The sequence below is a fragment of the Streptomyces sp. NBC_01214 genome, from assembly GCF_026340975.1.
Classification (GTDB): Bacteria; Actinomycetota; Actinomycetes; order Streptomycetales; family Streptomycetaceae; genus Streptomyces.
In genome coordinates this window covers 1,453,677-1,471,417 of record NZ_JAPEOS010000001.1, presented here as the reverse complement: position 1 = coordinate 1,471,417, position 17,741 = coordinate 1,453,677, and the positions used below count along the sequence as shown (strand labels likewise).

General features: G+C 67.9%; 9 protein-coding genes. 5 read left to right on the top strand and 4 right to left on the bottom strand.

All coding sequences use genetic code 11. The features are described from left to right. Positions 1-224 precede the first annotated feature (224 nt). Together OG594_RS07010 and tesB are read left to right on the top strand one after the other, a co-directional pair. Entirely contained in the window at positions 225-1,382 is a 1,158-nt protein-coding gene (locus OG594_RS07010) for an acyl-CoA dehydrogenase family protein (RefSeq protein ID WP_189737167.1), read from the top strand. A gap of 40 nt (positions 1,383-1,422) precedes the next feature. After that, positions 1,423-2,301, top strand: a complete 879-nt coding sequence (gene tesB, locus OG594_RS07005) for an acyl-CoA thioesterase II (protein ID WP_030009022.1) — start codon at positions 1,423-1,425, stop codon at positions 2,299-2,301. Between the two features lie 15 nt (positions 2,302-2,316). On the opposite strand, the gene OG594_RS07000 is transcribed toward tesB, so the two are convergent. Together OG594_RS07000 and OG594_RS06995 are read right to left on the bottom strand one after the other, a co-directional pair. After that, positions 2,317-3,174 (bottom strand): DUF4253 domain-containing protein, encoded by an 858-nt coding sequence (locus tag OG594_RS07000; RefSeq protein WP_266596270.1) that lies wholly within the window; start codon positions 3,172-3,174, stop codon positions 2,317-2,319. A 121-nt stretch (positions 3,175-3,295) separates the two neighbouring features. Next, positions 3,296-7,189: an FG-GAP-like repeat-containing protein gene (locus tag OG594_RS06995; protein ID WP_266596268.1), complete on the bottom strand. Its 3,894-nt coding sequence runs from the start codon at positions 7,187-7,189 to the stop codon at positions 3,296-3,298. A gap of 763 nt (positions 7,190-7,952) precedes the next feature. Here OG594_RS06995 and OG594_RS06990 point away from each other — a divergent pair. Continuing rightward, positions 7,953-13,841, top strand: a complete 5,889-nt coding sequence (locus OG594_RS06990) for an RHS repeat domain-containing protein (RefSeq protein WP_266596266.1) — start codon at positions 7,953-7,955, stop codon at positions 13,839-13,841. Next, the gene (locus tag OG594_RS06985) at positions 13,838-14,299 is read left to right on the top strand and encodes a hypothetical protein (protein WP_266596264.1); all 462 of its coding nucleotides are present in this window, start codon (positions 13,838-13,840) and stop codon (positions 14,297-14,299) included. The genes OG594_RS06990 and OG594_RS06985 overlap by 4 nt, the downstream gene beginning before the upstream one ends. A 249-nt stretch (positions 14,300-14,548) precedes the next feature. Here the strand turns inward: OG594_RS06985 and OG594_RS06980 are convergent, their stop codons facing one another. Both OG594_RS06980 and OG594_RS06975 read right to left on the bottom strand, forming a co-directional pair. After that, complete coding sequence (locus tag OG594_RS06980) at positions 14,549-15,361, bottom strand: phosphatase (protein ID WP_266596262.1); 813 nt, start codon at positions 15,359-15,361, stop codon at positions 14,549-14,551. A gap of 56 nt (positions 15,362-15,417) precedes the next feature. Further along, a complete protein-coding gene (locus tag OG594_RS06975; RefSeq protein ID WP_266596260.1) occupies positions 15,418-15,996 on the bottom strand; it encodes a TetR/AcrR family transcriptional regulator in 579 nt (192 codons plus the stop codon). Positions 15,997-16,108: 112 nt separating this feature from the next. On the opposite strand from OG594_RS06975, the gene OG594_RS06970 reads away from it, so the two are divergent. Next, positions 16,109-17,725: a carboxyl transferase domain-containing protein gene (locus OG594_RS06970; RefSeq protein WP_266596258.1), complete on the top strand. Its 1,617-nt coding sequence runs from the start codon at positions 16,109-16,111 to the stop codon at positions 17,723-17,725. Positions 17,726-17,741: the final 16 nt, after the last annotated feature.

The following is a 17,741-nucleotide window of genomic DNA, read 5'->3' as shown; positions in this document are numbered from 1 at the left end:
AATCGGTACGTGAGACCACGAACAAGGCATTCATGAGCGCATTCCGGCCACCGCGACGCGGACGAACCCCCTCCATCGGGGTCGCCGCCGGAGGGCCGGGGGTGAGCCACCCCACCCTTTCTTAGGCGCCTGCACTCTGGACAGCTAGTTTGACTGGCCGGTAACTTACCCTGAGCAAGCGCTTAGGCATGGCGGCGGACCGCCGCGACCGAAGGGAGCCGGCTGTGCGCCGTACCGTTTTCAACGAGGACCACGAGGCATTCCGCGAGACCATCCGCGCCTTCATCGAGGCCGAGGTCGTCCCGGTCTACGACGAGTGGTTCGCAGCCGGTCAGGCGCCGCGCGACTTCTACTACAAGCTCGGCGAACTGGGCGTCTTTGGCATCAACGTGCCCGAGGAGTTCGGCGGCGCGGGCCTGGACACCCACAAGTTCGAGGCCGTCCTCTACGAAGAGACCTCGCGCGCGGGCGTCAACTTCGGCGGCTCCGGCGTGCACGTGCTGCTCGCGCTCCCCTACATCAAGATGCTGGCCGACATCGAGCAGAAGAAGCGCTTCCTGCCGAAGTTCGTCTCCGGCGAGGAGATGTGGGCCCTCGCGATGACCGAGCCGGGCACCGGCTCCGACGTCGCGGGCATGAAGACCACCGCCAAGCTCTCCGAGGACGGCACGCACTACGTCCTCAACGGCTCCAAGACCTTCATCACCGGCGGCGTCCACGCCGACCGCGTGATCGTCTGCGCCCGCACCTCCGCCCCGAGCGAGGACGACCGCCGCTTCGGCATTTCCCTCTTCGCCGTGGACACCAAGTCCGAGGGCTACTCCATCGGCCGCAAGCTGGACAAGCTGGGCCTGAAGACCTCCGACACCGCCGAGCTGGCGTTCGTCGACGTGAAGGTCCCGGTCGAGGACCTGCTCGGCGAGGAGGGCAAGGGCTTCTACTACCTCGGCCACAACCTGGCCTCCGAGCGCTGGGGCATCGCCTTCGGCGCGTACGCCCAGGCCGCCGCGGCCGTCCGGTTCGCCCAGCAGTACGTGACCGAGCGCACCGTCTTCGGCAAGCCCGTCGCGCACTTCCAGAACACCAAGTTCGAGCTGGCCGCCTGCCAGGCCGAGGTGGACGCCGCGCAGGCCGTCGCCGACCGCGCCCTGGAGGCCCTGGACGCCGGCGAGCTGACGCCCGCCGAGGCCGCCTCGGCGAAGCTGTTCTGCACCGAGGTCGCGCACCGCGTGATCGACCGCTGCCTCCAGCTGCACGGCGGCTACGGCTACATGAACGAGTACCCGATCGCCCGCCTGTACGCCGACAACCGCGTCAACCGCATCTACGGCGGCACCAGCGAGATCATGAAGTCCATCATCGCCAAGTCCATGGGCCTGTAAGGGCCCCGGACACGAAACACGGGGCACCTACCCTTCCCCCATGAACGACGCACTGACGACGCTCCTCGATCTGCTCGACCTCGAGCAGATCGAGGAGAACATCTTCCGCGGTACCAGCCGGCCTTCGCTGGTACCGCGCGTCTTCGGCGGCCAGGTCGCGGCCCAGGCCCTGGTCGCGGCCGGCCGGACCGTCCCCGCGGACCGCACCGCGCACTCGCTGCACTCCTACTTCCTGCGCACCGGGGACACCTCCGCGCCCATCGTCTACTCGGTGGACCGGATCCGCGACGGGCGCTCCTTCACCACGCGCCGGGTCGTCGCCGTCCAGCACGGCCAGCCGATCTTCCACCTCTCCGCGTCCTTCCAGAAGTACGAGGACGGCCTCGACCACCAGGTCGCCATGCCGTCCGCCCCGGACCCGGAGTCCCTGCCCACCGCGGCCGAGTCGCTGCCCGCGTACCGGGAGATCTTCCGCGACCCCGGCACGGTGGAGCGGCTGATCGAGACGCGGGAGGCGGTGGACCTGCGCTACGCCACGACCCCGCCCTGGGGCAGCATCGGCGAGCCGGTGGAGCCGCGCTCGCAGGTGTGGTTCCGTACGGCCGGCAAGCTGGACAGCGACGACCCGCTGCTGCACACCTGCCTGGCCACCTACGTCTCCGACATGACCCTGCTGGACTCGGTGCTGCTCGCGCACGGGCGGGGCGGCTGGGCGGTGGGCGACGTGGTCGGCGCCTCGCTGGACCACGCGATGTGGTTCCACCGGCCCTTCCGCGCGGACGAGTGGCTGCTGTACGACCAGGAGTCGCCCTCGGCGGCCGCGGGCCGGGGCCTCGGCCAGGCCCGCATCTGGACGCAGGACGGCCGGCTGGCCGTGACGGTCATCCAGGAGGGCGTCGTACGCGTCCCGCGTGCGTGACGTCCGCCCGTCCGCTCAGTCCCACCAGAAGCCCCAGTGGTTGCTGCCGGTGACCGCCTCGTCGGCGTAGGCGCGGATGCTGCCGGAACCCTGCCAGACGTTGTCGGGCGAGAAGGCGAAGTGCTCCGCCGCGACGGGGAGCGCGTGGGCGACCGTACGCGGCGGGGCCGCCACGGACACGTGGAGCTCGTCGAAGCCGAGGGCGACGACGCGGGCGCCGAAACGGTCCTCCCAGGAGCGCAGGACCGTGCTGATGAGGGCGGTGTCGGTCTCGTGGTTGGTCGGACCGCACCAACCCATCGCGGCCGGTACGTCGGCCCCGCGGCCCGCGGGGACCAGTGCGAGCCGGGGGCTCGGCAGGAAGCCGCTCGCGATCAGCCCGTCCGCGAGCCCACAGGCCACCGCGTCCGGACCGCCCGGATCGTCCGGAGCCGCCCCGCCCTCCGCGAGCCCGGGCCAGTCCCGGCCGAAGGGAGCGATGAGCTCCTCCCCCTCCGCCCCCTCCTCGGGATCGGGCACCACCGCGCTCCAGAACTCGCGCAGCACCGGCTCGACGTGGTGGTCGTCGGGGTCGGACATCCGCTCCGGTGAGAACTCCCTTGCCTGCCACCACCGTTCCAACCCGCGCCGCCCCTGGAGCAGCACCGCCTGCAACCCGGCGGCGGCGAGCGCGGGAGTCCGGTGCGCGGCGAGCGCACCGCTCCCCACGGCCTCGTCGGACACCCACAGCAACGGCCGGGGCTCCTTCCACCACCCCCGCCGCCCGGGCCGGTCGATGAGCGACCCGGGCGGCAACTCAAGCCCCAGGGACCGCCCTTGGGGATCGTCGGCCAGGACGGACAGCGGGTTGCGCGGCTTCGGAGACTTCGACATACGGCGACCGTAACCACGACCACTGACAACTGCCGCCGCAGGCTGAGCAGTACGGAGGAGGGGGGTGAAGTCCCCGCGGGACCTCACCCCCCTCACCGGTCAGCAGCCCGGTCAACCCGGGTCAGAGGGCGATGTCGTACCCGTTCCAGCCGGTACCGACCAGGGTCCGGCCGGTGCTCAGGAAGTCGCAGAGCTCCCCGGCGCGGGTCACACCGACGTGTTCCGGCGTGCCGTCGCTGTTGAGGTCGGCGGGGTAGGGCATCCATTCCCCGATCCACCAGCCGTCGCCGACGAAAGCGGGACTGCCGAAGGAGATGGGACCGTCGCCGCTGCTGGTGTTCGGGTAGATGTAGAGGTTGCTGTCAGCGGCGTGCCCGAGGATGTCGACCTTCTGGTCGTTGTTGAGGTCGGCGAACCGGATGTTCTTCCAGCTCTCGGGCCACCAGCCGTCGCCGATGAACACCCGGGTGCCGAGGGCTTCGGTGCCGGTGCCGCCCTTGTGGGGATGGACCCAGAGATTGCCGTCGCTGCCACGGGCGATGAGATCGGTGCGGCCGTCGCCGTTCATGTCTCCGAAGCCGAGGTCCGCGTACATGTTCCAGCCGGTGCCGATCAGGACGCGATTGCCGAACGGTTCGGTTCCGGCTCTGCCGGTGCCCGGGAACAGGTACAGCCCCCCGTCATGGGTGCGCGTGACGATGTCGGTGTATCCGTCGTTGTTGAAGTCGGTGGAGTAGATGTTGGTCCAGTAGTCGCGCCAGAAGCCGTTGCCCACGAAGTAACGGCTGCCGAGCGTGCTGGTGCCCGTACCACCGGTACCCGGGTAGATCCACAGGTCACCGTTGGCGTCGCGGGCGGCCACGTCCGTGTAGCCGTCTCCGTTGTAGTCAGGTCGGCTCTGGGTGCCGCTGGTCCACAGGCTCTGGCCGGAGGGGTTGTAGAGGACGAGGACGCCGCGGGGCTGGAGCACCGCGTACGAGCCCGGAATGGTGGTCCTGCTGCTCCAGAGGGGGGACTTGCCGTCGGCCGCGTAGACGACGAAATTGCCGTCGCTCTGCATCCGGGCCGTGGCGCCCGGGTGCTTGTCCGTCCTGCTCTCCCAGATCGTCTTGTTGTCCTTGCTCAGCAGCACGAGGTTGCCGTCGGCCTGCATACGCAGCTTGGCGTTGCCGCTGGAGAACTCCTGCCCCGAGGTCAGAGTGGTACCGGAGGGAATCCGTGCTCCGGGTACGCCGTCGATCTCGAAATGAGTGTCGAAGGCACTGACGGTCTTGCCGTCGGCGGCGAGCCGACCCGGCCAGCCGACCATGGTGTTGTCGGACCGGCGGGCCCACAGATCGGGGGTGCCGTCGCCGGTGAGGTCACCGGACGAACCCACCTGCGGATAGTTTGCCTGCGATACGCCGGAACCGACCTTGGCGCGGGCCTGAGTGCCCCAGGTGGCGAGGTCGACCGTCCGGTTCTCCTCCGGGCTCTTCTTGCCGTAGGTGCGCAGGACGTCGCCCGTGGCATTGTCCCTCAGCAGCAGATCGAGCACGCCGTCCTTGTTGAGGTCCCCGGGGGCGATGACCGTGTACTTGTTCCAGTCGGTACCACCGACGGGCACGGGATCGCCTTGTGCACCTGTGAGGGTGTTGTAGTACGCCCAGAGCTTGTTCCCCTGCTTGACGAGGATGTCCGGGAGCCCGTCGCCGTCGAGGTCGCCAGGGGCGATGATCTGCTCGGCGTCGAACCAGTGGTTGTCCTCGGCGTCCGCGGTCATCTCGATGCGGTTGCCGACAGCGCCCCGGCCGTCCGCGTTGCTGTAGACCCACAGCGACTTACGCGTCATGCCGGCCTGCTGCTCAAGACTGAGCATGTCGTTGTATCCGTCGTCGTCCCAACGGCCCAGGGTGGCAACCTGCGCCTTGGCGAAGGACTCGGGAGAACTGACCGTCGCCGAGAACTTCCCGTTGCCCTGGCCCGTGTAGGTCATGAGGCTGCCGAAGAGGTCGCTGCTCCAGATGTCGCGGGAGCCGTCCCCGTTGAGGTCGTGGGGCCCGTCCGCCGTAGCCGTGCGGGCCGCGTAGAACGGGTACACGGTGGTGTCGGACCGGTTGCCCGCGGCATCCTGACTGAAGGCGTAGACGAAGTGCGGGCCGGCGCCGGGTGGGGTGAGCTTCGCGGTGAACGACGTACCCGCCGCCACGGTCGTGCTCTTCACGTCCGGGTCCCAGTCGGTGTAGTAGCCGTACCAGGTGACGTCCTCGACGCCGTTGGCGGAGACGACGAAGTCCCCTTCCTGGCGGGCCTTGCCGGTGCCCGCGGGCCAGCCGTTCCTTCCGTCGGGGAAGACGGTAGAGGTGATCTTCGGCGCTTCGGTCGGCCGACCGCGGTCCACGGTGAACTTGCACGTCTGGGACCAGGCCGACTGGGCACCGTCCTGGTCGGTCGTCCGCGCCTTCCAGGTGTAGTTCCCGTTGGGGAGCGAAGCGTCGGGGACGTTCCAGGTGGCGACCCTGCCGTTGTTGGCCGGGACGGACTGGCTGAGGGGGGTGGTCTGCCCCTCCTTGAGAAGCTGGAACTCGGTGTTCAGGTTCCCCGAGTCCCGGTCGGAGATCGTCGCGTAGAGACTGACGGTGGTGTTGCCGATCGAGCCGCCCTGCACGCACGGCACCCAGGGAGAGGTCCCCGGGTCGGACGGGGTGTCGGGCGGGTTGTTGTACTCGATCTCCAGCGTCATCGTCTTCGCGTCGAAGCGCTTCCACTGGTACTCGTCGCCCTCGTTCGAGGCGAACAGGCCGAGGGTCACACTCGACCAGTGATTGGCGGCGGACTGCTGCACGGCGTCGGTGGCGTTGAACTCGAGGTTGCCGGCGCCACACTCGGCACGCCCTTTGGCATCCTTGACCGTGTCCTGCCAGCGGGCGCCGGCCTTGCCGGGCTGGTGCTTCCAGGTGGTGTCACGCGAGATCGGACCGGTGGCCCACAGCTCGACCGGGGTCTTGGTGCAGGACCAGGCCCAGGTCTCCTTGATCCTGAACGTCGCCTTCGTCACCTGGGCTCCCTTGACGCCCGAGGTGTCGAGCTGGAAGTAGGCCCGTGAGAGGCCGTTCGTCTCGGCCTCGTAGCCGACCCGCACGTCCTCCTTGGTGTTCCAGTAGGAGTTGTTCTCCCACGTGCGGTAGACCCACGACCAGTTCTGCCGCGCACCCCAGGCCACCGACGGGTCGATGTAGACGGGGTACTTCGTCTCGGCGCCGGTGAGGAGGGCCTGGTCGGGCTTGATCTCCAGATTGCCACCCGCGACCGTGGTGGGCATCTGCGCGTTCTTGGCCCCGGACGGCGTCACGAAGACGTCCGAGGGGGCGTCATTCACACCCGAGCCGGCGGCGGCCACTCCCGCATGCTTGGCGGCCTGGGGGGCGGCCCCCGTGGTGGTGGAGTCCCACATCACCGGGGTCGGGGAGGTGAAGACGATCTCGCCGGCCGGGTTGACCGCAGTCAGCAGTCCCGTCGTCGCGTCCCTGCTGACGTCGAGGCCCACGGTGTCGAGCTTGAACTTCAGCGTCGTGAGGTCGGGATGCTTGGCCGCGGCGGCGGTCTTGACCACGAGCAGCTGGGAGAAGCCCTCGACCTCGGCCTTCAGCTGCAGGTCCACATCGGGCAGGACGTTCGGGTACGTCGCGACGTTCGCGGCGAGCGTCGGCTTCGGGAGGGCCGCGGGCCAGGTCAGCGACAGGGTCCGCCCGTCCTTCACCCCTGTCAGCAGCGGCCCGGTACCTCCGCCGGAGAAAGCGATTGCGACGGCCGACGCCTTCGGCTTCACCTTCCCGTCCGCGGCGAACTGCAGCGACGGGTCGGTGGCCACCCAGCCACCGGCGCGCCGGATGCGCACGGTCGTCCCGTGCCGCTTGACCGACCACTTGCCGGTGGGCAACGCCCAGGTGTCCGAGGTCTCGGTCCGCGCGGACGTCAGCTCATAGGGCTGGCCGGTTTCTTTCGCCTTGGCGAGCGCGAAGTCAGCCGCACTCATCGAACCCTCGGCAACCGGATCGGTCGCAGCGACCGCATTGGTTGAAGAATTAATCACAGTCAATCCGGTAGTGACTATTCCGCTTACCAGGACCATCGAAATGGCCCGCGAAATCCTCCGCCCACCCGACATATCGGATGGGACTTCTCTTCTTCTCACACGCACTCCATCTGCCCGATATCCACGAGGCGACTCTACTCAGAATCTCGACGTGAACCCATTTTGACCTGCATCTTTTATGCGGATCCCACGCGTGTCACCCTATTTAATCCAGTAGATCCAAATAAAGCTTGTTCCGAGATACCGGACTAATGAATTCCGCCTGCTAGTCTGCGCCTTAAATCATTTCCAGAAGCATGGGTGGGGTGTGAGAAAATTCAGTGCGCGAGGACTTTCTGTGGCGTTGACCGCAGCCGTCCTCTCAAGCTTGCTACCAGGCGCGGTTGCCGTAGCCGACAGCAAATCCGAACCGTCATTGCCGCAGCTCAAACAGCCGAAGGCGGTGCCGGTCAAGCCGGTCCGCACGGGTGGGGCTCAGAAGCCCGACGACGCGGGTGCGACTCCGTGGAAGGCTCCGGAGGTCTCTTGGCCGGCGGCGGGCTCGGCGGAAGTCGATCTGACGGCCGCTTCGGGCCCGGTCTCGAAGTCGTTCCTATCGGGTGCCGCTCGTGGCCCAGTCGTCGGACCGGGCTCGCAGCAAGCGGGCAAGCTCCCGGTCGCGGTCCACGTAGCACCGGGCAAGGCGGCCGAAGCACCGTCGAAGGTGAAGGTCTCCGTCGTCGGCAAGGACGCGGCGCGCAAGGCCGGCGTCGACGGTGTCCTGCTGTCGGTGGGCCGCTCGGACGGAACGGCGCAGTCCGCGTCCGCGCAGGTCGAGGTCGACTACAACTCCTTCCGGGGCGCTTACGGCGGCGACTACGTCTCCCGCCTGCGTCTGGTGGAGCTTCCGGCGTGTGCGCTGACGACGCCGGAGCGCGCAGAGTGCCGTACGCAGAAGCCGCTGCAGACGCGCAACGACACGCGCGCGGGCAAGTTGTCCGCCCAGGTGACCACGCTCGGCGCCGCGGCACAGTCGGCCAAGTCCGCGGGCACGTCGGCGAAGTCGGCTCCCGCGGCTTCGGGCGGCGCGACCGTCCTCGCCGCGACGGCGGGCGACGCGGGTCCGACGGGTGACTACAAGGCGACCTCGCTCCAGCCTTCGGGCTCTTGGAGCGCGGGCGGCTCGACGGGCGCCTTCTCCTGGTCCTACCCGGTCGCGATGCCCTCCGTGCCCGGTGGGCCGGCCCCGCAGATCTCGCTCGGCTACAGCTCCCAGTCCGTCGACGGACGCACGGGCCAGTCCAACAGCCAGGGCTCATGGATCGGCGACGGCTGGAGCTGGGAGCCCGGCTTCATCGAGCGCAAGTACAAGCCCTGCAACGACGACAAGACCGGTGGCACCAACACCACCAAGGTCGGCGACCAGTGCTGGTTCAACGACAACGCCACCATGTCGCTGGGCGGCAGGTCGACCGAACTCGTCTACGAGCAGGGCAAGGGCTGGCATCCGGCCTCGGACGCGGGCGAGAAGGTCGAGAAGCTCACCGGAGCCGTCAACGGCGACAACGACGGTGAGCACTGGAAGATCACCACGACCGACGGTACGCAGTACTTCTTCGGTCTGAACCGGCTGCCGGGCTGGAAGGACGCGTCCACCCCGACGACGAACTCCGCCTGGACCGCGCCCGTCTTCGGCAACCAGGCTGGCGAGCCCTGCCACAACGCCTCGTTCGCGAGCGCTTGGTGCAAGCAGGCCTGGCGCTGGCAGCTCGACTACGTCGTCGCCCCTGGCGGCGCCGCCATGGCGTACTACTGGAAGACCGAGACCAACAACTACGGCCGCAACTTCTCCGAGACCACCGGCAAGTCCACGGTCACGCAATACATCCGCGGTGGCTGGCTCGACCACATCGACTACGGGCTGCGTTCGGACGCCGTCTACACCGGCAAAGCCATGGCCCAGGTGAAGTTCGACGTCGCCGAGCGCTGCCTCACCGCATGCGGGACCTTCGACGAGGCCACTGCCAAGAACTGGCCGGACTCGCCGTACGACCTGTTCTGCAAGGACGGCTCAACGGAGTGCAAGGGCCAGAACTCGCCTACGTTCTGGTCGCGAATGCGCCTGACGGGCATCCACACCAAGGTCCTCACCGGCGGCGCCTACCAGGACGTCGACTCCTGGTCCCTGGACCAGAACTTCCCGCCGGCGGGCGACGGGATCTCCACCCCGATGTGGCTGAAGTCCATCACCCGCACCGCCAAGGGGGGCTCCGCAGAGGACATCTCCCTCCCCCCCGTCACCTTCACCGGTGAGCAGCGGCCCAACCGGGTGGACAAGACCGGGGACGGTCTGGCCCCCTATGTGCGGCTTCGGATGTCCCAGGTCAACACCGAGACCGGTGGGACCATCGGTGTCACCTACTCCCAGCCCGAGTGCACCCCCACCACGCTTCCCGCAGCGGACGCGACGAACACCAAGCGCTGCTACCCGGTGAAGTGGGTGTGGGAGGGCGAGGACTCCAAGCTCGACTGGTTCAACTCCTACGTCGTCAACCAGATTGTGGAGGGCGACAACCTCGCTTCGACGCCCGACAAGGTGACCTCGTACGCCTACGTCGGCGGGGCGGCCTGGGACAAGGACACCAGCGAGTTCACCAAGGCCGAGGACCGCGTCCACTCCGTCGCCCGCGGCTACGGACTCGTCCAGACCCGCATCGGCGCCGCCAACGACCCCCGCTCGCTGTCCGAGACCCGCTACTTCCGCGGCCTCGACGGCAAGGAGGTCAAGGACGGTACGGGCACCGCGGTCACCGACCGGCCCGAGTACGCCGGCATGGTCCGCGAGACGGCCTCCTACGACGGCGACGACACCGGCAAACTCGTCAGCGCGACGTCCAGCACCCCGTGGCGTTCGGGCGAGGTCGCCAAGCGCGTGCGGCCCGGCCTGCCCAATCTCGTCTCCTACAAGACGAATGTCGAGAAGGAGTCCACCCGCACCACGGTCACCGGTGGCACCCGCACGACCGAGACCAGCCGTCACTTCGACGACTACGGCATGGCCGACTGGCAGGCGAGCACCGGTGACACGGCCAAGACCGGCGACGAGTCCTGCACCCGGACCACCTACGCACGCAACACCGCCACGTGGATCCTGGACCGGCAGAGCCGAGTCGAAACGGTCGCGCTCCCGTGCGAGGCGACGGGTAGCACTCCAGGCGACGTCATCAGCGACACCCGCACCTACTTCGACAACGGCACGCTCGGCACCGTCCCCGGCACGGGCCTGGTGACGAAAACCGAGAAGATCAACGGCGTGGGCGACGGCTACGACACCGCATCCACCATCCCGTCCACCTGCGGCGCTGCCAAGAACGAGCTCTGCTACGACCTCTACGGCCGGGCACTGGCTGCCACCAACGCCTACGGAAAGGTCACCACCACTGCATACACGCCGACCACCGGCGAGGTCCCGACCGCAATGACGGCGACCAACGCGCTTGGGCACACCGTCACCACCCAGCTCGAACCGCTGCGCGGTCAGGCGGCCAAGGTCACCGACCCCAATGGCAAGGTCACCACGACGGCGTACGACGCGCTGGGCCGGGTGACGAAGGTCTGGGTTCCGAACTGGACCGTCGAAACCAATCCGGAACGCCCAAGCCGCGTCTTCGAGTACACCGTGCGCAACAGCGGCCCCAACGTCATCACGTCCAAGACGCTGACGCACGACTACAAGTACTCCGTCGTCCACTCCATCCAGGACGGCCTGCTGCGCGCGCGCCAGACGCAGACCCAGACGCAGACGCCCGAGAAGGGCGGCCGCCTGGTCACCGAGACCTTCTACGACACCCGCGGCTTGGCCTGGCGGAACTCCGGCACCTACTACGCCGAAGGCACGCCCTCGCCCGAGCTGGTGACCGGGCAGGAACTCACCTACCCGGCCTCCACCGACACCGTCTTCGACGGCGCCGGCCGACCCACGACCGTGATCGCCAAGCACCTCGGCAACGAGACCAAGCGCACCACCACCAGCTACACCGGCGACACCGTCACGGTCGTCCCGCCTCAGGGCGGCACTACGACCACGACCGTCGTCGACGCGCTGGGGCGCACTGTTGAGACCAAGCAGTACACCGACCCGGCCCGCACTACCTCGCAGTCCACCTTGTACGCCTACAACAAAATCGGGCAGCTGTCCCAGGTCACCGACCCCGGCAACGCGAAGTGGACGTACAGCTACGACGTCCGCAGCCGCCAGACCGAGGCGAACGACCCGGACAAGGGCATCACCAGGACCGCCTACGATGTCGGCGACCGTGTCACTGACGTCACCGACGCCCGCGGCGTCACCCTGCACACCGAATACGACGACCTCGGCCGTCCCGTCGCCACAAAGCAGGGCACCACGACCCTGACCTCGACCGTCTACGACACCGTCGCCAAGGGCCAGCCGACCAAGTCCACGCGCTATGTCGACAGCAAGGCGTACACCTCGGAGGTCCTGGCCTACAACGACCTCTACCAGCCTCTCGACACCCAGGTCACCATCCCGTCCACCCCCGACACCGGCGCTCTGGCCGGCACCTACAAGTGGACGAACACCTACAACATCGCCGGACAGGTCCTGACGACCAAGCACCCGGCCATGGGCGGCCTCCCCGCCGAAACGGTCGGCATGACCTACAAGACGGTCTCCGGACTGCTCAACACCATGGCTGCAGGCACCAGCCGCCTCGTCTCGACGATGACTTACGATCCCTACGGCCGCACCATCAACCAGCGGCTCGGCTCGTCCGGACAGAATCTCTACCGGTCCAACGAGTACGACCCACACACCGGCGCTCTCACCCGCACCGTCATCGACCGCGACGTCGCACCGGCTCGCATCGAGGAAACCCGGTACACCAACGACTCTGTCGGCAACCTGACTTCCATCGCCACCGCGTACGGCCAGGACGCCACGCGGACCACCGACACCCAGTGCGTCAACCTCGACACACTGCGCCGAATCACCGAGGCCTGGACCAACAAGGGCGAAACCTGCGCGGCCACTCCGTCGACCACCATCATCGGCGGCGAGGACCCGTACTGGACCACGTACACCTACGACGCCGTCGGCAACCGCAAGACCGAGACCAAACACAAGACCACCTCGGGCCCGACCGCCGACACCGTCCGCACCTACGCGGCACCGACCACCGGGAAGCACGACCTTCCCAAGGTCACCCAGACCGGCACCAGCCCGCACGAGGAGACCTTCACCTACGACGCCACCGGCAATACCAAGACCCGGAAAAGCGGCACCGGTGAAACCCAGTACCTCGACTGGGACGCCGAAGGGCACCTCAAGTCCCTCATCCAGGGCACGACCACCGACTCGTTCATCTACGACACGACCGGTAACCGCATCCTGCGCAAGGAGAAGGACGCCACCACCGTCTACCTGCCGTCCGGCAACGAGCTGAAGCTCGAGAAGTCGGGCGCCGTCACCGGGACCCGCTACTACGGCGACGTCGCGATGCGCACGGGTGGCAAGCTCAGCTTCACTCTCGCCGACCACCACAACACCAGCACCACGCAGATCACCACCGACACGACCCAGGCGGTCACCCGTCGCAAGACCGGCCTCTTCGGCGAAGCCCGCGGCGGACAGCCTTCGACGTGGACCGGCGAGAAGGCCTTCGTCGGAGGCACCAAGGACAACGACAGCGGCCTGACGCACATCGGAGCCCGCGAGTACGACCCCTTGATCGGTCGATTCATCTCCGTCGACCCGATCATGGACCTGCAGGACTCCCAGCAGCTCCACGGCTACACCTACGCCGCCAACAACCCCTTCACCTACTCCGACCCGAGCGGCCTGAGGTACTACGAGGGGGACAACGACGGATGGTTCGAAGCCGCGCCGGAAAAGGTGGTGCAGGTCGCCCAGGCCCGCGAAAATCGCCGCGAGAGCCGACAAAGACTGGAGGACTCGAACAAAAAAGCTTGCCGAAACGATGCGGGTTGCAAGGGGCTTGACAAGAAGCGAGCGATAGTCACCCTTGGCGTCACTCTCGAGAAAGAGTATCGAGCAAATACCAGATGGCCGTACGGGTGGAATTCCAGCGGAACTCACGAGTATAACAAGGAGGACGTGGACGGGAACATGTGGGAGGGCACCAATGTCGCAGAGAAGATAGCCTGCTCGGAGAATCTCATCGACTGCCTGGACATCTACGGCATTAAAACCTGGGCCGAATCCATGACGGCCATCGAAAACGCCAAGGTCGAACAGGGTGGGGAGTGGCTCAATACGAATGCATTCCGCCACGCCATTACACAAGCTCGACTTGACATCGAGTACGGAGAAGATGTCGCTGACGTATGGATTGATGCACACGAGGCATATCACCCGCGCTCCGAACAGGACGACCATATGGCCGACCTGGTCAATAACTACAATGGGCGCGAGATCGGTCGAGGAGTTTATCAGATCGCGCGAGCGAACGACAAGTCGGATCCAGTGGGGTGGCTGCAGGGCATGGAGTACAAGCCGCTGATTGATGCGGCACGCTCCTACGCGAGGTCGGAAGATGCGGCGCACCGTAATGACTTCGTGGATTACCTGTGATCAAATGGGGAAAGTTCGCCGCGATCGTTTCAATAGTCACCCTCGCCACTGCAGCCGCGGCCGCGGTATTCATTTTCTCCCTGGAGGGTGAATCGACTCATCGTTTCAACCCGAAGGCTCGACCCGAATTGGCGGGAAACTGGGAAAGCAGTAACGGCGGGACCATGCGGTTCGAGGAGAACGGCGACTTCAGCGCCACGAACATAGGTCTCGAACTCGTCTGCTCCGCCAAAAAGAATCGGAAATTGGAACCCCGTATGTCCGGATCCGGAGAGTGGAAGTTCGGATCATATCCAGACGAGGGCCCAGGTATCGTCGTGGCTTTCAAGCCTGAAGGCTTGGGTGTCGCCGACTGTACGGTATGGGGAAGGTTCGGTGGAGATGAGGAGAACCCGAGGATCTACCTCCTCCAAGACGATGGGACGCCGGAGTACTACCAACGCCCAGTTTCGAAATAAAGCTGCGGGACTGATTCCAGATTCGTCGCATTCTGCGTCGGTCGACGCAGAATGCGACGACTGAAGTGGCGTCCTGGGTTCCGGCTCGAGTGAGAGCGGGGACCCAGGGCACGCCACGGCGAAGGCGGGACGGCCGATACCAGCCGCGCCCTCCCCGGTGACGCGCTGTACTGCCGCACCCGACATGCCCAGCGATAGCGAGAAGCCCCGGCCGGATGCTCCCGGCCGGGGCTTTTCGTGTCGGTCCCGCTACGCGCCCAGCAGCCCCGCCGCGTCCAGCAGGTACGCCACCATCGGGTCGTAGAAACGCGGGTCGCGGACGTGGTCGTCCAGAGGGACCGTCACCTGGACGGTGCCCTCCGCCTCGCCGATGAACAGGGCCGGGTCGTTGCAGTCCGCGTAGCCCACCGCGTCCAGGCCGCGCTGGGCCGCGCAGCCCGCCCAGCCGTGGTCGGCGACGACCAGGTCCGGCAGCGGGCGGTTCTCGGCGGTCAGGCCGTCCAGGATCGCGGCCATCGGCTCCGGCGAATGGGTGTGCCACAGCGTCGCCCCGCGCTCCAGGACCGCGACGTCCGCGAACTGCCACACCGAGCCCTCGTCCGCCACGAGGCCCCGCGGGATGACCACGATCTCGCAGCCCGCCGCCCGCAGGGCCGCCGCCGTGGCGCGGTGGACGTCCAGGAGGCCGCCCGGGTGTCCGGTGGCGAAGAGCACGCTCTGCCGGTCCAGCGCGGCCTTGCGCAGTCGCGCCGCCAGGCGGTCCAGGCCGGCCACGGTCAGTTCGGGGTCGATGGTGTCCTGCCCGAAGCGGAACTCGGGGTCGTCCACGACGCCGCAGCGCTCCGCCATCACCGCGAGCACGTCCTGCTCGTCCGTCCAGCGGTCGCCCAGCTCCAGGCCGAGCCAGTAGTGCCGGTCACCGTTGGCGAGCTTGCGGTAGTGGCTGAGGTTGTTGTCGCGCGGCGTGGCGACCTGCCCCGCGATCCGCGTGCGGACCAGGTGGTCGACGAGTTCGGCGCGGGTGGGTACGGACGTCTCTATCGGCTTCGGCATACGGGCCATTCTGCCGCCGCCGGGCCGGAGTCGGCGCGTCCATTCCGGTCGGCGGACGCCCCGGCTCATGCCGACAACGCCCCGAACGCGCCGTGCGCGAGGCGCCGCAGCAGCGATTCCACCGCCTCGCGCCCCAAGGCCGCCAGGTGCGGGGTGGAGTTGAGCAGGCCGAAGACCGCGTGCACGGCGACCCGGACCTCCGCCTCGATGACCTCCGGGTGCAGTTCGCGTACGACCTCCACCCACAGCTCCACGTACTGGCGCTGCAGCTGCCGCACGAGCTTGCGGTCGGCCTCCCGCAGCCGGTCGAGCTCCCGGTCGTGCAGGGTGATCAGCGCCCGGTCGTCGAGCGCGAAGTCGATGTGGCCGTCGATGAGCGAGGACAGCACCCGGGCCGGGTCGCCCGCCGCCTCCGCGACCCGGTGGCGGCCGCCGGTGAGCAGCCGTTCGCTGATGCCGACGAGCAGTTCGGCGAGCATGGCGTCCTTGCCCGCGAAGTGCCGGTACAGGCCGGGGCCGCTGATGCCCACGGCGGCCCCTATCTCGTCGACGCCCACGCCGTGGAATCCACGCGCGGCGAAGAGACGAGCGGCCTCACTGAGGATCTGCTCGCGACGGGTGGGTGCGGCCGCTCTGGTGCTCATGGGAAACCATTCTAGACAGGGCCGTTAGCGGTCGTTAACCTAAGTCCCACACACGTTAACGCTCACTAACAGCGTGCACCGAGCAAGTGGAACGAGCAAGGGAGCTCGACCGATGCAGCAGGCACCAGTGCTGACGAGCGCCGCGGACCCGGCGTCCGAGGCCTGGCGGACCAACGAGGCCGCCCACCGCGAGCTGACCGAGGGCCTGCGCGCCCGGCTCGACGCGGCCCGGCTCGGCGGCGGCGAGAAGGCCCGCGCCCGCCACACCGCCCGCGGGAAACTCCTCCCGCGCGACCGCGTGGACGCCCTCCTCGACCCCGGATCCCCCTTCCTGGAGCTGGCCCCGCTGGCCGCCGAGGGCATGTACGGGGGCGCCGCCCCCGCCGCCGGGGTCATCGCGGGCATCGGCCGGGTCAGCGGCCGCGAGTGCGTGATCGTCGCGAACGACGCCACCGTCAAGGGCGGCACGTACTACCCGATGACCGTCAAGAAGCACCTGCGCGCCCAGGAGGTGGCCCTGGAGAACCGTCTCCCCTGCCTCTACCTGGTCGACTCCGGCGGTGCCTTCCTGCCGATGCAGGACGAGGTCTTCCCCGACCGGGAGCACTTCGGCCGCATCTTCTACAACCAGGCCCGCATGTCGGGCGCCGGCATCCCGCAGATCGCCGCCGTCCTCGGCTCCTGCACCGCCGGCGGTGCGTACGTACCGGCCATGAGCGACGAGGCCGTCATCGTCCGCAACCAGGGCACGATCTTCCTCGGCGGCCCGCCGCTGGTGAAGGCCGCCACCGGTGAAGTGGTCACGGCCGAGGAGCTCGGCGGCGGCGAGGTCCACTCCCGGACCTCCGGCGTGACGGACCACCTCGCGGAGGACGACGCGCACGCGCTGCGGATCGTACGGAACATCGTGGCGACCCTGCCCGAGCGCGGGGCCCTGCCCTGGTCGGTCGAGGCTCCGGAAGAGCCCAAGGTGGACCCGTACGGGCTGTACGGCGCGGTCCCCGTCGACTCGCGCACCCCCTACGACGCCCGCGAGATCATCGCGCGGATCGTGGACGGCTCCCGCTTCCAGGAGTTCAAGTCCGAGTTCGGCCAGACGCTGGTCACCGGCTTCGCCCGGATCCACGGACACCCGGTCGGGATCATCGCCAACAACGGCATCCTGTTCGCCGAGTCCGCGCAGAAGGGCGCGCACTTCATCGAGCTGTGCGACCAGCGCGGCATCCCGCTCCTCTTCCTCCAGAACATCTCCGGCTTCATGGTCGGCAAGGACTACGAGGCCGGCGGCATCGCCAAGCACGGCGCCAAGATGGTGACGGCCGTGGCCTGCACCCGCGTGCCGAAGCTGACGGTCGTGGTCGGCGGCTCGTACGGCGCCGGCAACTACTCGATGTGCGGTCGGGCGTACTCGCCCCGCTTCCTGTGGATGTGGCCCAACGCCAAGATCTCCGTGATGGGCGGGGAGCAGGCGGCCTCGGTGCTCGCGACGGTCAAGCGCGACCAGATCGAGGGCGCGGGCCAGGAGTGGCCCGCCGAGGACGAGGAGGCGTTCAAGGCCCCGGTCCGCGCGCAGTACGAGGAGCAGGGCAACGCCTACTACGCCACGGCACGGCTGTGGGACGACGGGGTCATCGACCCGATGGAGACCCGGCAGGTGCTGGGGCTCGCCCTGACGGCTTGCGCGAACGCTCCCCTGAGCGATTCCGCTTTCGGCATCTTCCGCATGTGACGTGAGGACCTCTTCG